This window comes from Kitasatospora sp. NPDC057223 (assembly GCF_042669755.1).
Taxonomy (GTDB): Bacteria; Actinomycetota; Actinomycetes; order Streptomycetales; family Streptomycetaceae; genus Kitasatospora.
On the sequence record NZ_JBHUWW010000077.1, the window covers coordinates 29,321 to 41,893 of the forward strand.

The 12,573-nt window shown below is 72.6% G+C and carries 12 protein-coding genes; 8 read left to right on the plus strand and 4 right to left on the minus strand.

Annotated elements, in window-relative coordinates; all coding sequences use genetic code 11:
- Positions 1-138: 138 nt before the first annotated feature.
- Positions 139-591, minus strand: coding sequence for a metallopeptidase family protein (locus tag ACFUK0_RS24830; protein WP_380253790.1), 453 nt, complete (start codon positions 589-591; stop codon positions 139-141).
- An 81-nt stretch (positions 592-672) separates the two neighbouring features.
- On the opposite strand from ACFUK0_RS24830, the gene ACFUK0_RS24835 reads away from it, so the two are divergent.
- The 6 genes from ACFUK0_RS24835 (at position 673) to ahcY (ending at position 7,454) form a co-directional block, all read left to right on the plus strand.
- Positions 673-1,125, plus strand: a complete 453-nt coding sequence (locus ACFUK0_RS24835) for a DUF3499 domain-containing protein (protein ID WP_380253792.1) — start codon at positions 673-675, stop codon at positions 1,123-1,125.
- A 305-nt stretch (positions 1,126-1,430) separates the two neighbouring features.
- Positions 1,431-2,816 (plus strand): phosphomannomutase/phosphoglucomutase, encoded by a 1,386-nt coding sequence (locus ACFUK0_RS24840; protein WP_380253794.1) that lies wholly within the window; start codon positions 1,431-1,433, stop codon positions 2,814-2,816.
- Positions 2,817-2,982: 166 nt separating this feature from the next.
- Positions 2,983-3,165, plus strand: coding sequence for a Trm112 family protein (locus ACFUK0_RS24845; RefSeq protein ID WP_380253796.1), 183 nt, complete (start codon positions 2,983-2,985; stop codon positions 3,163-3,165).
- Positions 3,166-3,264: 99 nt separating this feature from the next.
- Positions 3,265-4,536, plus strand: a complete 1,272-nt coding sequence (locus ACFUK0_RS24850; protein WP_380253798.1) for an SIS domain-containing protein — start codon at positions 3,265-3,267, stop codon at positions 4,534-4,536.
- A 177-nt stretch (positions 4,537-4,713) separates the two neighbouring features.
- Positions 4,714-5,691, plus strand: coding sequence for a cation diffusion facilitator family transporter (locus tag ACFUK0_RS24855; protein ID WP_380253800.1), 978 nt, complete (start codon positions 4,714-4,716; stop codon positions 5,689-5,691).
- 314 nt (positions 5,692-6,005) lie between these two features.
- Positions 6,006-7,454, plus strand: coding sequence for an adenosylhomocysteinase (gene ahcY, locus ACFUK0_RS24860; protein WP_380253802.1), 1,449 nt, complete (start codon positions 6,006-6,008; stop codon positions 7,452-7,454).
- A gap of 70 nt (positions 7,455-7,524) precedes the next feature.
- On the opposite strand, the gene ACFUK0_RS24865 is transcribed toward ahcY, so the two are convergent.
- Both ACFUK0_RS24865 and ACFUK0_RS24870 read right to left on the minus strand, forming a co-directional pair.
- The gene (locus ACFUK0_RS24865; RefSeq protein WP_380253804.1) at positions 7,525-8,610 is read right to left on the minus strand and encodes a hypothetical protein; all 1,086 of its coding nucleotides are present in this window, start codon (positions 8,608-8,610) and stop codon (positions 7,525-7,527) included.
- Positions 8,607-9,131, minus strand: coding sequence for a SigE family RNA polymerase sigma factor (locus ACFUK0_RS24870; RefSeq protein ID WP_380253806.1), 525 nt, complete (start codon positions 9,129-9,131; stop codon positions 8,607-8,609). Before ACFUK0_RS24870 ends, ACFUK0_RS24865 begins: the two co-directional genes overlap by 4 nt.
- A gap of 127 nt (positions 9,132-9,258) precedes the next feature.
- On the opposite strand from ACFUK0_RS24870, the gene ACFUK0_RS24875 reads away from it, so the two are divergent.
- Positions 9,259-9,906, plus strand: coding sequence for a hypothetical protein (locus ACFUK0_RS24875; protein WP_380253808.1), 648 nt, complete (start codon positions 9,259-9,261; stop codon positions 9,904-9,906).
- A gap of 20 nt (positions 9,907-9,926) precedes the next feature.
- On the opposite strand, the gene ACFUK0_RS24880 is transcribed toward ACFUK0_RS24875, so the two are convergent.
- Positions 9,927-10,937 (minus strand): RDD family protein, encoded by a 1,011-nt coding sequence (locus ACFUK0_RS24880; RefSeq protein ID WP_380253810.1) that lies wholly within the window; start codon positions 10,935-10,937, stop codon positions 9,927-9,929.
- Between the two features lie 216 nt (positions 10,938-11,153).
- Here ACFUK0_RS24880 and ACFUK0_RS24885 point away from each other — a divergent pair, with 216 nt between their 5' ends.
- Entirely contained in the window at positions 11,154-12,158 is a 1,005-nt protein-coding gene (locus ACFUK0_RS24885; RefSeq protein WP_380253812.1) for a stage II sporulation protein M, read from the plus strand.
- The last annotated feature ends 415 nt before the right edge of the window (positions 12,159-12,573 follow it).

The window sequence follows — 12,573 nt, forward strand, 5'->3', positions numbered from 1 at the left end:
GTTGGGATGACCGCGTCGTGTGCACCGCATGACCTGCGCATGTAGTAGTTTTTCGGCGGGGAGCGGACGCTCCCGACGCGTGACGACCCAGGTCAGCGCACGACGTGCCGACAGCCCCCGACAGGGCCCCGCCGCGCGTCACTCCTCGTCGTAGCGGGGATCGATCGAGTCCGGCGACATCCCGAGCAGCTCCGCGACCTGCTCGATCAGGATCTCGTGCACCAGCGCGGCCCGGTCCTCGCGCGACTTCGCGCGGATCTCCACCGGCCGCCGGTACACCACGATGCGGCTCTTGCGCCCCTGTTTGGCCGGCACCACCCGCCCCAGCGGCACCCCGCCGTCCGGATCCGCCCCGCCCGGTTCGGGCTGCGGCACCTCCTGGACGGCGAACTCCACCTCGATCAGCTGTGGCCAGCGCCGTTCCAGCCGCTCCACCGACTCGCGCACGTAGTCGTCGAACAGTTCGGAGCGGCTGAGCGAGATCGGCACCTGAGGCGGTGCCAGCGGCCCGCGCAGGCCCCGGCCGTGCCGGTCTCGGTGCCGGGGGCGGCGCGACGGTCCCGTTGATGACTGCGATGCGGAGCTGTCCATATCACTGTCGAGCGTAGTCCTTGCACGCTCCGAAGTGGACCACCCCGACAGCAACTCCCGCCCCGCCCGCCGTCCCGCCCCGTGACCCGCGCCCACGGCGACACGGCGCACCCGCCGGGGGCAGGTCTTCGCTCCCCGGCGGGGAGTGCGGTACCGTCCACCCTCGTGAGCTCTGTACGTCGTTGTTCGCGGACCGCGTGCGGCCGACCGGCCGTCGCGACGCTGACGTACGTCTACGCGGACTCCACGGCCGTCCTCGGCCCGCTCGCCACCTACGCCGAGCCGCACTGCTACGACCTCTGCGCCGAGCACGCCGAGCGCCTCACCGCCCCCCGGGGCTGGGACGTCGTCCGCCTCGCCGCCGAGACCGGCCCGATGCGCCGCAGCAGCGACGACCTCGAAGCCCTCGCCAACGCCGTCCGCGAGGCCGCCCGCCCGCAGGAGCGCACACCCCGTCAGGGGCGCGGCCCCGAGGGCGATCCGACCGAGGGCGGCCGCCGGGGCCACCTGCGGGTGCTGCGGTCGCCGGACTAGTCAGGCTCGGCTCGCCTCCGGGGCGCCTGCTCCGGCGCCGACAGTCGTCGCTCGGGCAGTCCCTTCGCTCCCTTCCTCGCTCCTCCCTTTCGGCACCGGCGCGCCCCTTCGGCTCGCTCGCGGTTCTGCCGGGCTGAGGTCAGGGCCCTCCCGTCAGGGGGTGCCGGCACCCCGGTGGCACCGGGGGTTCGCGGTGCCCCGGTACGCTGCCACCTGACCGAGTGCCCGGCCGTGCCGGGCTCGGCCGATATCGTGACCAGGGGCGATCAGCCCGCAAGACCGGAAAACATCAGGGTGGAGCCGTAGTGCGCGACCTCAAGCAGCTCGTGAAGGCGTACGACGTCCGAGGCGTCGTGCCGGACCAGTGGGACGAGAGTCTGGCGCGCGCCTTCGGCGCGGCGTTCGTCCGTGTCACCGCGGCGACCGCGATCGTCATCGGCCACGACATGCGGCCCTCGTCGCCTTCGCTGAGCCGGGCCTTCGCCGAGGGCGCCGCCGCCTACGGGGCCGACGTCGTCGAGATCGGGCTCTGCTCGACCGACCAGCTGTACTACGCCAGCGGGAAGCTCGACCTGCCGGGCGCGATGTTCACGGCCAGTCACAACCCGGCCGAGTACAACGGCATCAAGCTGTGCCGGGCCGGCGCAGCGCCCGTCGGCCAGGACACCGGCCTGTCGGAGATCCGCGAGCTGGTCGAGTCCTGGACGGCCGAGGACGACACCGTCACCGTGCCCGCCGTCGACGTGAAGCCCGGCGCGCTCTCCGCCCAGGACAGCCTGCGCGGCTACGCCGACCACCTGCTCGGCCTGGTCGACCTCACCGCGATCCGCCCGCTCAAGGTGGTCGTGGACGCGGGCAACGGCATGGGCGGCCACACCGTCCCGACCGTCTTCGACGGTCTGCCGCTGGACGTCGTGCCGATGTACTTCGAGCTGGACGGCACCTTCCCCAACCACGAGGCCAACCCGCTCGACCCGAAGAACCTGGTCGACCTGCAGGCCAAGGTCCGGGAGACCGGCGCCGACATCGGCCTGGCCTTCGACGGTGACGCCGACCGCTGCTTCGTCATCGACGAGCGCGGCGAGCCCGTCTCGCCGTCCGCGATCACCGCCCTGGTCGCCGCCCGCGAGATCGCCCGTGCGAAGGCGGCCGGCGAGGCCGAGCCGACGATCATCCACAACCTGATCACCTCGTGGACGGTCCCCGAGGTCGTCCGCGAGCTGGGCGCCAAGCCCGTCCGCACCCGCGTCGGCCACTCGTTCATCAAGCAGGAGATGGCCGAGACCGACGCCGTCTTCGGCGGCGAGCACTCCGCGCACTACTACTTCCGCGACTTCTGGCGTGCCGACACCGGCATGCTCGCCGCCCTGCACGTGCTCGCCGCCCTCGGCGGGCAGGCCGGCACGCTCTCCGCGCTGACCGCCGAGTACGACCGGTACGCGGCCTCGGGCGAGATCAACAGCACCGTCACCGACCAGGCCGACCGGGTCGCCGCCGTCCGCGCCGCCTACGGCGACCTGCCGGGCGTCAGCGTGGACGAGCTGGACGGCCTGACCGTGGCCGGCGCCGACTGGTGGTTCAACCTGCGCGCCTCCAACACCGAGCCGCTGCTGCGCCTGAACGCCGAGGCCAAGGACGCCGCCAGGATGGCCGAGGTGCGCGACGGCGTGCTCGCCATCGTCCGCGCCTGATCCGCACGACCCCGCACGGTATGCGGGCGTCCGATGCGGGGCAGGCCTGACACAGTGACGGCCGCGCCCCGGCTCTGACCCCCCAGGTGCCCCGGCCGGTAGGGTGACTACCGGCCGGGGCACCGTCGTACCGCCCCTCCCCGCGAGATCTGGAGCCTGACGCCCAATGAAGCTGGAACCCTTCCTGCTGGAGATCCTGGTCTGCCCCCAGTGCCGGGCCGCGCTGACCGAGGGCGGCTCCGAGGAGCAGCCCGAGCTGGTCTGCACCGGTGAGAGCTGCGGACTGGCCTACCCCGTCCGCGACGGCATCCCCGTCCTGCTGATCGACGAGGCCCGCCGCCCGTCGTGACCCCCGGGCCCGACCGCCGGTCCGGCCGCCGGAAGACGGCAGCGGGCCGGCCCCGCCGGTGGCACCACCTCTGACCACCTCTGAGCCGGAGGCCAGCGCATGCTCGACGACACCCTGCTCGACGACCCGGCCGCGCTCCAGGGCGCCGACCACGACCACGCGCTGCTCGCCCTGGCCGGAGCCGGCGCCCGGGTCCGCACGGCGCTGCGCCTCGCGGACGCCTCCGGCCTGGCCGGGCTGCGCCCCGAGGGCCGCCCGCGCGGCGTCCTGGTGGCCGGCCACGGCAGCGCGCTGGCGGCGGGCGAGCTGCTCGCCGCGCTGGCCGGCACCGCCTGCCTGGTCACCACGCTGCCCCCGACCGACGTCGTGCCCCTCGCCCGCGAGGACCGGCGGCTGCGCACACCCGTCTTCTCGACCGGCCTGACCTGGCAGCTCCCCGGCTGGGCCGGCCCGCTCGACCTGCTGGTCATCGCCTCCGCCGACGGCGGCGAACGCGGTCTGATCGCCCTCGCCGAGCAGGCGTACGCGCGCGGCTGCGCGCTCGCGGTGATCGCCCCGACCGGCAGCGACCTCGCCGACGCGGCCCTCCAGGTGCGGGCACTGCCGCTGCCGTTCGTCCAGCCGTCGCTGCCCGACCGCGAGGACGACCGGGGCGTCGTCGGGCGCGGCCCGGGCGAGCCCGACCTGCCCGCCGAGGACCCGGGGGCGCTCTGGGCGTTCCTGGCCCCGCTGCTCGCGCTCACCGAGAAGACCGGCATCACCCAGCTCCCGGCCGGGTCACTGTCGGCCACCGCCGATTGGCTGGACGAGAGCGCGGTGCGCTACCGGCCGGACGCCGCCGCGTACACCAACCCGGCGAAGAGCCTGGCGGCCCGGCTCTCCGGCACCGTCCCGCTGGTGTGGGCCGAGGGCCCGCTGGCCGGCGCCGTCGCTGGCCGGTTCGCCGCGCAGCTCGCCGACCGGGCGGGCCGTCCGGCGCTGGCCGGCCTGCTCCCGCAGGCCCTGCTCGCGCACCGGGGCATGTTCGTCGGCCAGCTCGGCGGCGGCGCGGACCCGGACGACTTCTTCCGGGACCGCATCGACGAGCCCGACCCGCTGCTGCTCCAGGTCCTGCTGCTGCGTCACCTCCCCGGCCGGGAGGCCGCCACCGGGGACGAGGCGCAGAGCGGCGGGCCGTACGAGCAGCCGGCCGACGACGACACCCCGCGCGGCGTCGCGGTCGCCCGGGCCCACCGGCTGGCCGCCGCACACGAGGTACGGCTGACCGAGTACGCGAGCGGCCGGACGGACGTGCTGCACGCCCTGGCCGACCTGGTCGCGCTGACCGACTTCGCCGCCGTCTACCTGGGCCTGGCGGCGGCGGCCGGCTGACGCCGCGACGGGTGCGCCGCCCCGGCCGGGTACCGTATGCGCTCGGCGGCACAGCAAAGCCCCGGTAAAGCCCCGGGCCCGGCCGCAGCAGGGCACGGGCACGGGGCACAGTCAGAGCACAGCGACAGCACAGCGCAGGCCGGAGCACCGGCCCAGTCGGAGGGAACGAACCCGAGCATGAGTACCGAAGGCGGGACCAAGGCGCTGGTGGCGGCACTGTCCGCGAACCTGGCGATCGCGGCGGCCAAGTTCACGGCCTTCGCCTTCACCGGCTCCTCCTCGATGCTCGCCGAGGGCGTCCACTCGGTCGCCGACTCCGGCAACCAGGTGCTGCTGCTGGTCGGCGGCAAGCGGGCCCGCCGGGCGGCGGACGAGGAGCACCCGTTCGGCTACGGCCGCGAGCGCTACATCTACGCCTTCCTGGTCGCGATCGTGCTGTTCAGCGTCGGCGGCCTGTTCGCGATCTTCGAGGGCTACGAGAAGATCCACGACCCGCACGAGCTGCACGGCTGGTACTGGGCCGTCGGTGTGCTGGTCTTCGCGATCCTGATGGAGGGCTGGTCCTTCCTGACGGCGATCAGGGAGTCCAACAAGGCGAAGGGCGGCCTCGGCTGGGTGGAGTTCATCCGCCGGGCCAAGGCGCCCGAGCTGCCGGTCGTCCTGCTGGAGGACACCGGTGCGTTGATCGGCCTCGTGCTCGCCCTGCTCGGCGTCTCGCTCACCGTGGTCACCGGCAACGGCGTCTGGGACGGCATCGGCACCCTGTGCATCGGCATCCTGCTGGTGGTCATCGCGGTCGTGCTCGCGCTGGAGACGAAGTCCCTGCTGCTCGGCGAGTCCGCGGACAAGGAGGTCGTCCAGCGGATCCGCGAGGCCCTGGTCGACCACGACGACGTCACCCGGGTGATCCACATGCGCACCCTGCACCTCGGCCCCGAGGAACTGCTGGTCGCCGCGAAGATCGGCGTCAACGCCGAGGACAGCGCCGCCCAGGTGGCGGAGGCCATCGACGCGGCCGAGATCCGGGTCCGCCGGGCCGTGCCGATCGCCCGGGTGATCTACCTGGAGCCGGACGTCTACAGCGACGAGAAGGCCGCCGCGGGCGACGACCCGCTGGCCACGCCGGGCGGGGACGGCCCGGCCGCCGCCCACTGACCCTCCCGGGGAACCGTCTGACACGGGCTCCGTACGGCCGGATCCGGCCGTACGGAGCCCGTCTTCGCCGACCGTCGGTGTAGATTCGTCACCAGTGCCAAACGTCGCTGCTGATGGCGGTCGATCGGTGGTACGCGGTTCGTCCGCGGCGCCCCCGGTCGAGGGAGAGAGGTCCTCCGACGGATTGTGCCGAGCAGCAGGGAGCCGGCTTGCCCGGTGGCCCCGGCGTTGCCGCGCACCCGTGGCCCCGCCGTGCTGCGACGCACACCGGACCTTGGCCCACGCCCCATTCCCATGCAGCGAGGAGCAGACGCATGTCGTCGAACACCACCGGTGACTTCAAGGTCGCCGACCTCTCCCTGGCGCCGTTCGGCCGCAAGGAGATCCAGCTGGCCGAGCACGAGATGCCCGGCCTGATGTCCATCCGCGAGGAGTACGCGGCCGCGCAGCCGCTGGCCGGCGCCCGCATCACCGGCTCGCTGCACATGACCGTGCAGACCGCCGTCCTGATCGAGACCCTCACCGCGCTCGGCGCGGAGGTCCGCTGGTGCTCCTGCAACATCTTCTCCACCCAGGACCACGCCGCCGCCGCCATCGCGGTCGGCCCCGAGGGCACCGTCGAGAACCCGTCGGGCGTTCCGGTGTTCGCCTGGAAGGGCGAGACGCTGGAGGAGTACTGGTGGTGCACCGAGCAGGCGCTCACCTGGCCGAACGGCGAGACGCCGAACATGATCCTGGACGACGGCGGTGACGCCACCCTGCTGATCCACAAGGGTGTCGAGTTCGAGAAGGCCGGCGCCGCGCCGGACCCGTCGACCGCCGACAACGACGAGCTCCGCATCGTCCTGGAGCTGCTCAACCGCACGCTCACCGAGTCGCCCAGCAAGTGGACCGAGGTCGCCGCCACCATCAAGGGCGTCACCGAGGAGACCACCACCGGCGTCCACCGCCTGTACGAGATGCACCGCGACGGCAAGCTGCTGTTCCCGGCCATCAACGTCAACGACGCCGTCACCAAGTCGAAGTTCGACAACAAGTACGGCTGCCGCCACTCGCTGATCGACGGCATCAACCGCGCCACCGACGTCCTGATCGGCGGCAAGGTCGCCGTCGTCGCCGGCTACGGCGACGTCGGCAAGGGCTGTGCCGAGTCGCTGCGCGGCCAGGGCGCCCGGGTCATCATCACCGAGATCGACCCCATCTGCGCCCTCCAGGCCGCGATGGACGGCTACCAGGTCACCACCCTGGAGGAGGTCGTCTCGATCGCCGACATCTTCATCACCACCACGGGCAACAAGGACATCATCCTTGCCTCGCACATGGAGCAGATGAAGCACCAGGCGATCGTCGGCAACATCGGCCACTTCGACAACGAGCTCGACATGGCCGGCCTCGCCAAGCTCCCCGGCGTGGTGAAGACCGAGGTCAAGCCGCAGGTCCACGAGTGGCGCAAGGCGGACGGCCGCACCATCATCGTCCTCTCCGAGGGCCGCCTGCTGAACCTGGGCAACGCGACCGGCCACCCGTCCTTCGTGATGTCCAACTCCTTCGCGAACCAGACCATCGCGCAGATCGAGCTGTTCACGAAGACCGAGCAGTACCCGGTCGGCGTGTACGTCCTCCCGAAGCACCTGGACGAGAAGGTCGCCCGCCTGCACCTGGACGCGCTGGGCGTGAAGCTCACCGTCCTCTCGCAGGACCAGGCCGACTACATCGGCGTCCCGGTCGAGGGCCCGTACAAGGCGGACCAGTACCGCTACTGATCCACCGAGGTACGCGTACGGCCGGTGCTCCGCGCGGAGCACCGGCCGTACGCGTGTGCACCCGGCGGTGTCAGGCGAGCACGTCGGCGGTCCAGTTCGCCGGGTCGGTGCCGAGCAGGGTGAACCGGCTCAGCCAGCCGTCGGTGCCGCCGACCGCGGCGTACTGCTCCGGGGTGTCGAGCCAGGTGGCGCACACCTTCAGGCCCGTAGCGCTCACGCAGGCCTGCGGAATCCAGTGGATGCCCGGCGGAAGCTCGACGGTCGGGGTCGCCTCGGGCAGGTCGGGGCCGACGGTGGCATCCAGAGCGACCCCGTCCAACTGGAAGCTGATCCTCGCCTCCCAGGGGCGGCCGGTGTACGTGTCACGCTGCGTGTAGCTCACCCCGAGAGGGGTGGCGCCGGCCGGCAGAGCGCCGACCCGGAACGGCAGCGGTACGGCGACGTGCCCGACCAGTACCCCCTCGGCCGTCCGGTGGAGGACCTCCGGGGTCCCGTCGTCCGCCGAGAGGGCCCACTGGACCTCCGCCCACCGGCCGTCGGCCGTCTCCCAGCGCAGGTACCGGTCACTCCCCGGAGCCGCAGAGTCGGTGGGACCAGTACCCAGCCAGTACGCGCTCCGCCCGTGCACGTCGGGGGCCGGCACCTGGTACTGCTGCCCGCCGCCCGGCCAGTTGCCGACCGGGGGCAGTACACCTGCGGGGTACACCTTCAACCAGATCAGCGATTCCGATCCCTTTTCCCCGGCAGGCCGCGCACGGTCGGCCCTCACCAGGTTGTCCGTCGGGTTGCCGCTGGACCCCATGATGTACGTGACGCCGTCGAACCCCTCCGGCAGCCAGCCGAACTTCGCCTCGACGGTCAGCGGATCGTGGCCGGTGTCGGCGACGAGCGCGGGCGAGCCGGCCGGCACCGGCGGCGGTCCTCCGGCGGCGGGGCCGACCGAGGTGCCGTCCTGCCCCCCGGCGGGCAGTCCCAGGGCCAGTGTCGATGCGAGCACCGCGACGGCGGTGACGCTGCCGAAAACCGACATCCGGCGCCGCCGCAGCCGCGCCCGGCCCTTGCGGATCGTCCAGGCGAGGTCCAGCCGGGCCGCCGGGGCGGGTGCGTCGGCGAGTGCCCCCAACTCCGTGCCCAGGGTCTCCACGTCGTTGTTCATGAGGTGGTCCTTTCCGCCGCCAGCACCGGGCGGAGTTCGAGGAGGCGGCGCAGTGCGTCGAGCCCCCGTGAGGTCTGACTCTTGACGTTCCCGGTGGAGCAGCCCATGGCCTCGGCCGTCTGCTCGACCGTCAGGTCGCAGTAGTAGCGCAGCACCACCGTGGCCCGCTGGCGGGGCGGCAGTGCCGACAGTGCGTGCCGGAGATCCATCGCGGCTTCCAGGTCGCGGGCGGCCGCCAGCGACTCGGGCAGGTCGGCCGTGCGCCGCCGGGCCGTCCAGCGGCCCCACGGGGAGCGCTGCTCGGCCAGGAAGGTGTTCACCAGGATCGTCCTGGCGTAGCCCTCCCGGTTGTCGACCCGCATCATCCGGGGCCACTGCACGTACAGCTTGGTCACGGTCTCCTGCACCAGGTCGTCCGCCCGGTGCCAGTCGGCGCAGAGCAGGTAGGCCACCTTGCGGAGCCATGGGGCCCTGGATGCGACGAACTCGGTGAAATCGGCGTCGCGTTGCTGCTTCGCCATAACGTGATCCCCCTCTCCGGGCGGTGTGTTCCCGCACCACCCGGCTCCTTGATGCGCCTTGGCCGCAGGAGGTTGCACCACCGGGCGGACCGGTTCGCGGCCGGCTGCCCGACGTAGGCTTCAGCCCATGCCCAACGGCCGCTACTCGCTGCACACGTCCACGACGCCTGGCCACGACCACGTCCTCCTCGGCGAGGAGCGGTTCAGCTGCGCCCCCGGCCCGGCCGGCTGGCGCTACGTCTCCAAGACGTACGCGCCCGACGGCAGCACCATCGGCACCGTCGACCTCACCCTCGACTCGCGCTGCCGGCCACTGCGGCTGGAGCTGCGGGCCGGCGGCTGGCAGGTCCGCGGTGGCGCCGTCGACGGGGTCGCCTGGGTGCGGACCGACGCGGCCGACCCGGCGGGGGAGCACGCCACGGAGGGGCACGACCGCGCGCACGGCTTCTCCGGCCGCTCGCCCGCGTTCCTGATCGCCACCGCGCGGATGCTGCGCCTCCGGCCGGGAGCCGCGACGAGGGTCCGGCTGGTGGCCTTCACCGAGCCGGTGCTGGGGCCGCGCACCTTCGACCAGGGCTGGTCACTGGAGGGCACCGAGACACACGACACCGACTCCGGCCAGCTGCTCGTCGAGCGCTACGAGGTCACGGACCTGGAGACGGGGGAGCAGCAGCTCGTCCACCTGGCCGGGGACGTCGTGCTGGCCGCTCCCGGCATCGAACTGGAGGAGCTGGCGTCACCGCCCAACCCGTGGCCGGCGGAGTTCACCGGCTGAGCGGGTCCGGCAGCTGCGGGTCAGCCGGGCGGGGCGAAGCCGGTGCCCGGCTGCGGCTGGGGCTGCGGAGTTGCCGGTTGCGGGAGTGCCGGCTGCGCCGCCTGCTGCGGCAGCGGTGCCGGGGGAGCCGGAGGTGCGGGCGCGGGCGCGGGCCGCTGCGCCGCCCACGCCGCATTGACGCGCACCGGTGGCTCGCCCGGCTGCGGGTACGGCGTCTGCTGCTGGAATCCTTGCGGCTGGGCCTGCTGGTGAACCGCCTGCTGGTGGGCGCCGGTGGCCCTGGCCCACTCGCGGCGCTGCCGCTCGGCCAGCACCGCGCCGAGGTACGCGGCCGGGTGCACCCCCTGGGGAGCCGGGTGACCCGTCCGGGAGGCGAGGTCGCCGGCCAGTCGCAGTGCCATGCTCTGCGCCACCTGCGGATCCAACTGGCCCAGGCGGCCGAGGAGTTGCCGGACAGCGAGCCAGAGCCCGTCCGGCACGGCGGACAGGTCCAGCGCCACCAGTTCGCCGCCCAGCGCCTGCATCAGCTGGGGGTGCACGGGCGGCAGGGACGGCCCCCCGCGTCCCGCACCGGGCACCCGCTCCCGTACGACCAGGGTGCCCGCGAAGATGTCGCCCAGCCGGCGTCCGTCCTGGGACACCAGGCTGCTGATCACCGCCGGTACCGCGCTCAGCGAGATGATCTCGAAGAACCCGACCAGGCCGCGCACCAGGGCGTGCCGGAACCGCACCGGCCCGCCGTCCCGGCGGACCACCCGCAGCCCGAGCGCCAGCTTGCCCAGTGAGCGCCCGCCGGACAGCGTCTCCACCATCACCGGGACCGCGACCAGGAAGAACACCGTCATCGCGAGCAGGGTGGCGGTGACGGCGGCGCCGTCGATGTCCACGGCGAGCACGGCGAAGACGACGGCCGCCAGCAGGAAGCCCAGCCCCTCCACCAGCAGGTCGAGGGCGACGGCCAGCGCACGGCTGGGAAGTTTCGCCGCCCGCAGGCCGAGGACGACCGCCTCGCCAGTCACCAGGTCGCTCACGGCACCCGCCCGTTCCATGTCATCGCCGGCCGGGGTGGGCAGCGACCGTCCGGTCGGCCCCGCGCAGACCGCCCCCCGTGATCGCGTGATCTGCCGCCGCAAACATACGGGCAGCCGTGCCCGCCCGGGAAGGGCGGTCCGGGCTCTGGCATGCTGACCCCGCCCGGCCTGTCCCTCCACCGCCTTACCCCTCCCGCCGACCCTGGAGCGTGCCGCATGGACCTGGACGTCTTCGTCACCACCCACCAGGGGGAGTGGGCGCGACTGGACGCCCTGATCAGGACGCGCCGGCTCAGTGGTGAGCAGGCCGACGAACTGGTGACCCTCTACCAGCGGGTCACCGGCCACCTGGCCAAGATCCAGGCCGCGGCGCCCGATCCCACCCTCGAAGGCAGGCTCACCACGCTGGTCGCCCGCGGCCGGGACGCCGTGACCGGCAGCCGGAGCACCGGGTGGCGCGACGTCGGCCACTACTTCGCGGTCAGCTTCCCGGCCACGCTCTACCGCTCGCGCCGCTGGTGGATCCCGGTCGCCGTGGTGTCGCTGCTCGGCGCTGCCCTGGTCGCCTGGTGGGTGGCCAACCACCCGGAGGTCCGGAACAGCCTCGTCGCCCCCGTCGAACTGCACGAGCTCACCCGGCCGGGTGGATCCTACGAGTCGTACTACTCGGACCGTCCGGCCAGTTCGTTCGCCGCCCAGGTGTGGACGAACAACGCCTGGATCGCCGCCCAGTGCCTGCTGTTCGGCATTGCCCTCGGCCTGCCCGTCCTCTGGGTGCTGGTGACGAACGTCTTCAACCTGGGCATCGGCATCGGGCTGATGGCCTCGGCCGGGCGGCTCGACCTCTTCCTCGGCCTGCTCATCCCGCACGGCCTGCTGGAGCTGACCGCCGTCTTCGTGGCCGGCGGCCTGGGCCTGCGCCTGGGCTGGACGATCATCGATCCCGGCCCCCGCGACCGGGCGACCGCCCTGGCGGAGGAGGGCCGCGCCATCATCGGCGCGGTCATCGGCCTCGCCGTGGTGCTTTTCGCGAGCGGCATCCTGGAGGCCTTCGTAACGCCGTCCGGCCTGCCCACCTGGGCGCGTATCGCCATCGGCATCGCGGCAGAGACGCTCTTTCTCCTCTATGCGCTGCTCCTGGGGCGCCGCGCCGCGGCCGCCGGCGAGTTCGGCGATGTGGACGCAGCCGACCGGGCGGATCTGCAGCCCGTCGCCGCCTGAGGGCGATGTGCTCGGCAGGCCTCTGACCTGCTACTCTTCTGACATCCCGAACGAACCATTGACTTGGCACGAACGGGCTAGTAGGCTCAAACGGTTGCGTCGGACTGGACAACAGTCGGACGCGGGCGCTAGTGTCCACGACACCGCCGAATTCGAGGCAGAACGCATTTACGAATGCCTGCTCGATCAGGTAGACCCCGGAACTGAGCACATCGAAACCTTTGATAGGCTTCGTAGCGAAGTCGAAGGAAATCCCCTCAGCGGGAATTCAGAGAAACAAAGCGCCGGTCAAACCGGCCGCGCGGATCTGATAAGCTGAGAACACGAAAGAACGAAGCGCCCGGAGAGACCGTGAGAGCGGCTCGAAGGAAGTGTCCGTTCCTTGAGAACTCAACAGCGTGCCAAAAGTCAACGC

Excerpts from the sequence above, each read along its gene's own strand:
- ACFUK0_RS24865 (WP_380253804.1), bottom strand. The coding sequence starts at position 8,610 with ATGAACAACGACGTGGAGACCCTGGGCACGGAGTTGGGGGCACTCGCC.
- ACFUK0_RS24855 (WP_380253800.1), top strand. The coding sequence starts at position 4,714 with ATGAGTACCGAAGGCGGGACCAAGGCGCTGGTGGCGGCACTGTCCGCG.
- ahcY (WP_380253802.1), top strand. The coding sequence starts at position 6,006 with ATGTCGTCGAACACCACCGGTGACTTCAAGGTCGCCGACCTCTCCCTG.
- ACFUK0_RS24875 (WP_380253808.1), top strand. The coding sequence starts at position 9,259 with ATGCCCAACGGCCGCTACTCGCTGCACACGTCCACGACGCCTGGCCAC.
- ACFUK0_RS24850 (WP_380253798.1), top strand. The coding sequence starts at position 3,265 with ATGCTCGACGACACCCTGCTCGACGACCCGGCCGCGCTCCAGGGCGCC.
- ACFUK0_RS24845 (WP_380253796.1), top strand. The coding sequence starts at position 2,983 with ATGAAGCTGGAACCCTTCCTGCTGGAGATCCTGGTCTGCCCCCAGTGC.
- ACFUK0_RS24830 (WP_380253790.1), bottom strand. The coding sequence starts at position 591 with ATGGACAGCTCCGCATCGCAGTCATCAACGGGACCGTCGCGCCGCCCC.
- ACFUK0_RS24885 (WP_380253812.1), top strand. The coding sequence starts at position 11,154 with ATGGACCTGGACGTCTTCGTCACCACCCACCAGGGGGAGTGGGCGCGA.
- ACFUK0_RS24870 (WP_380253806.1), bottom strand. The coding sequence starts at position 9,131 with ATGGCGAAGCAGCAACGCGACGCCGATTTCACCGAGTTCGTCGCATCC.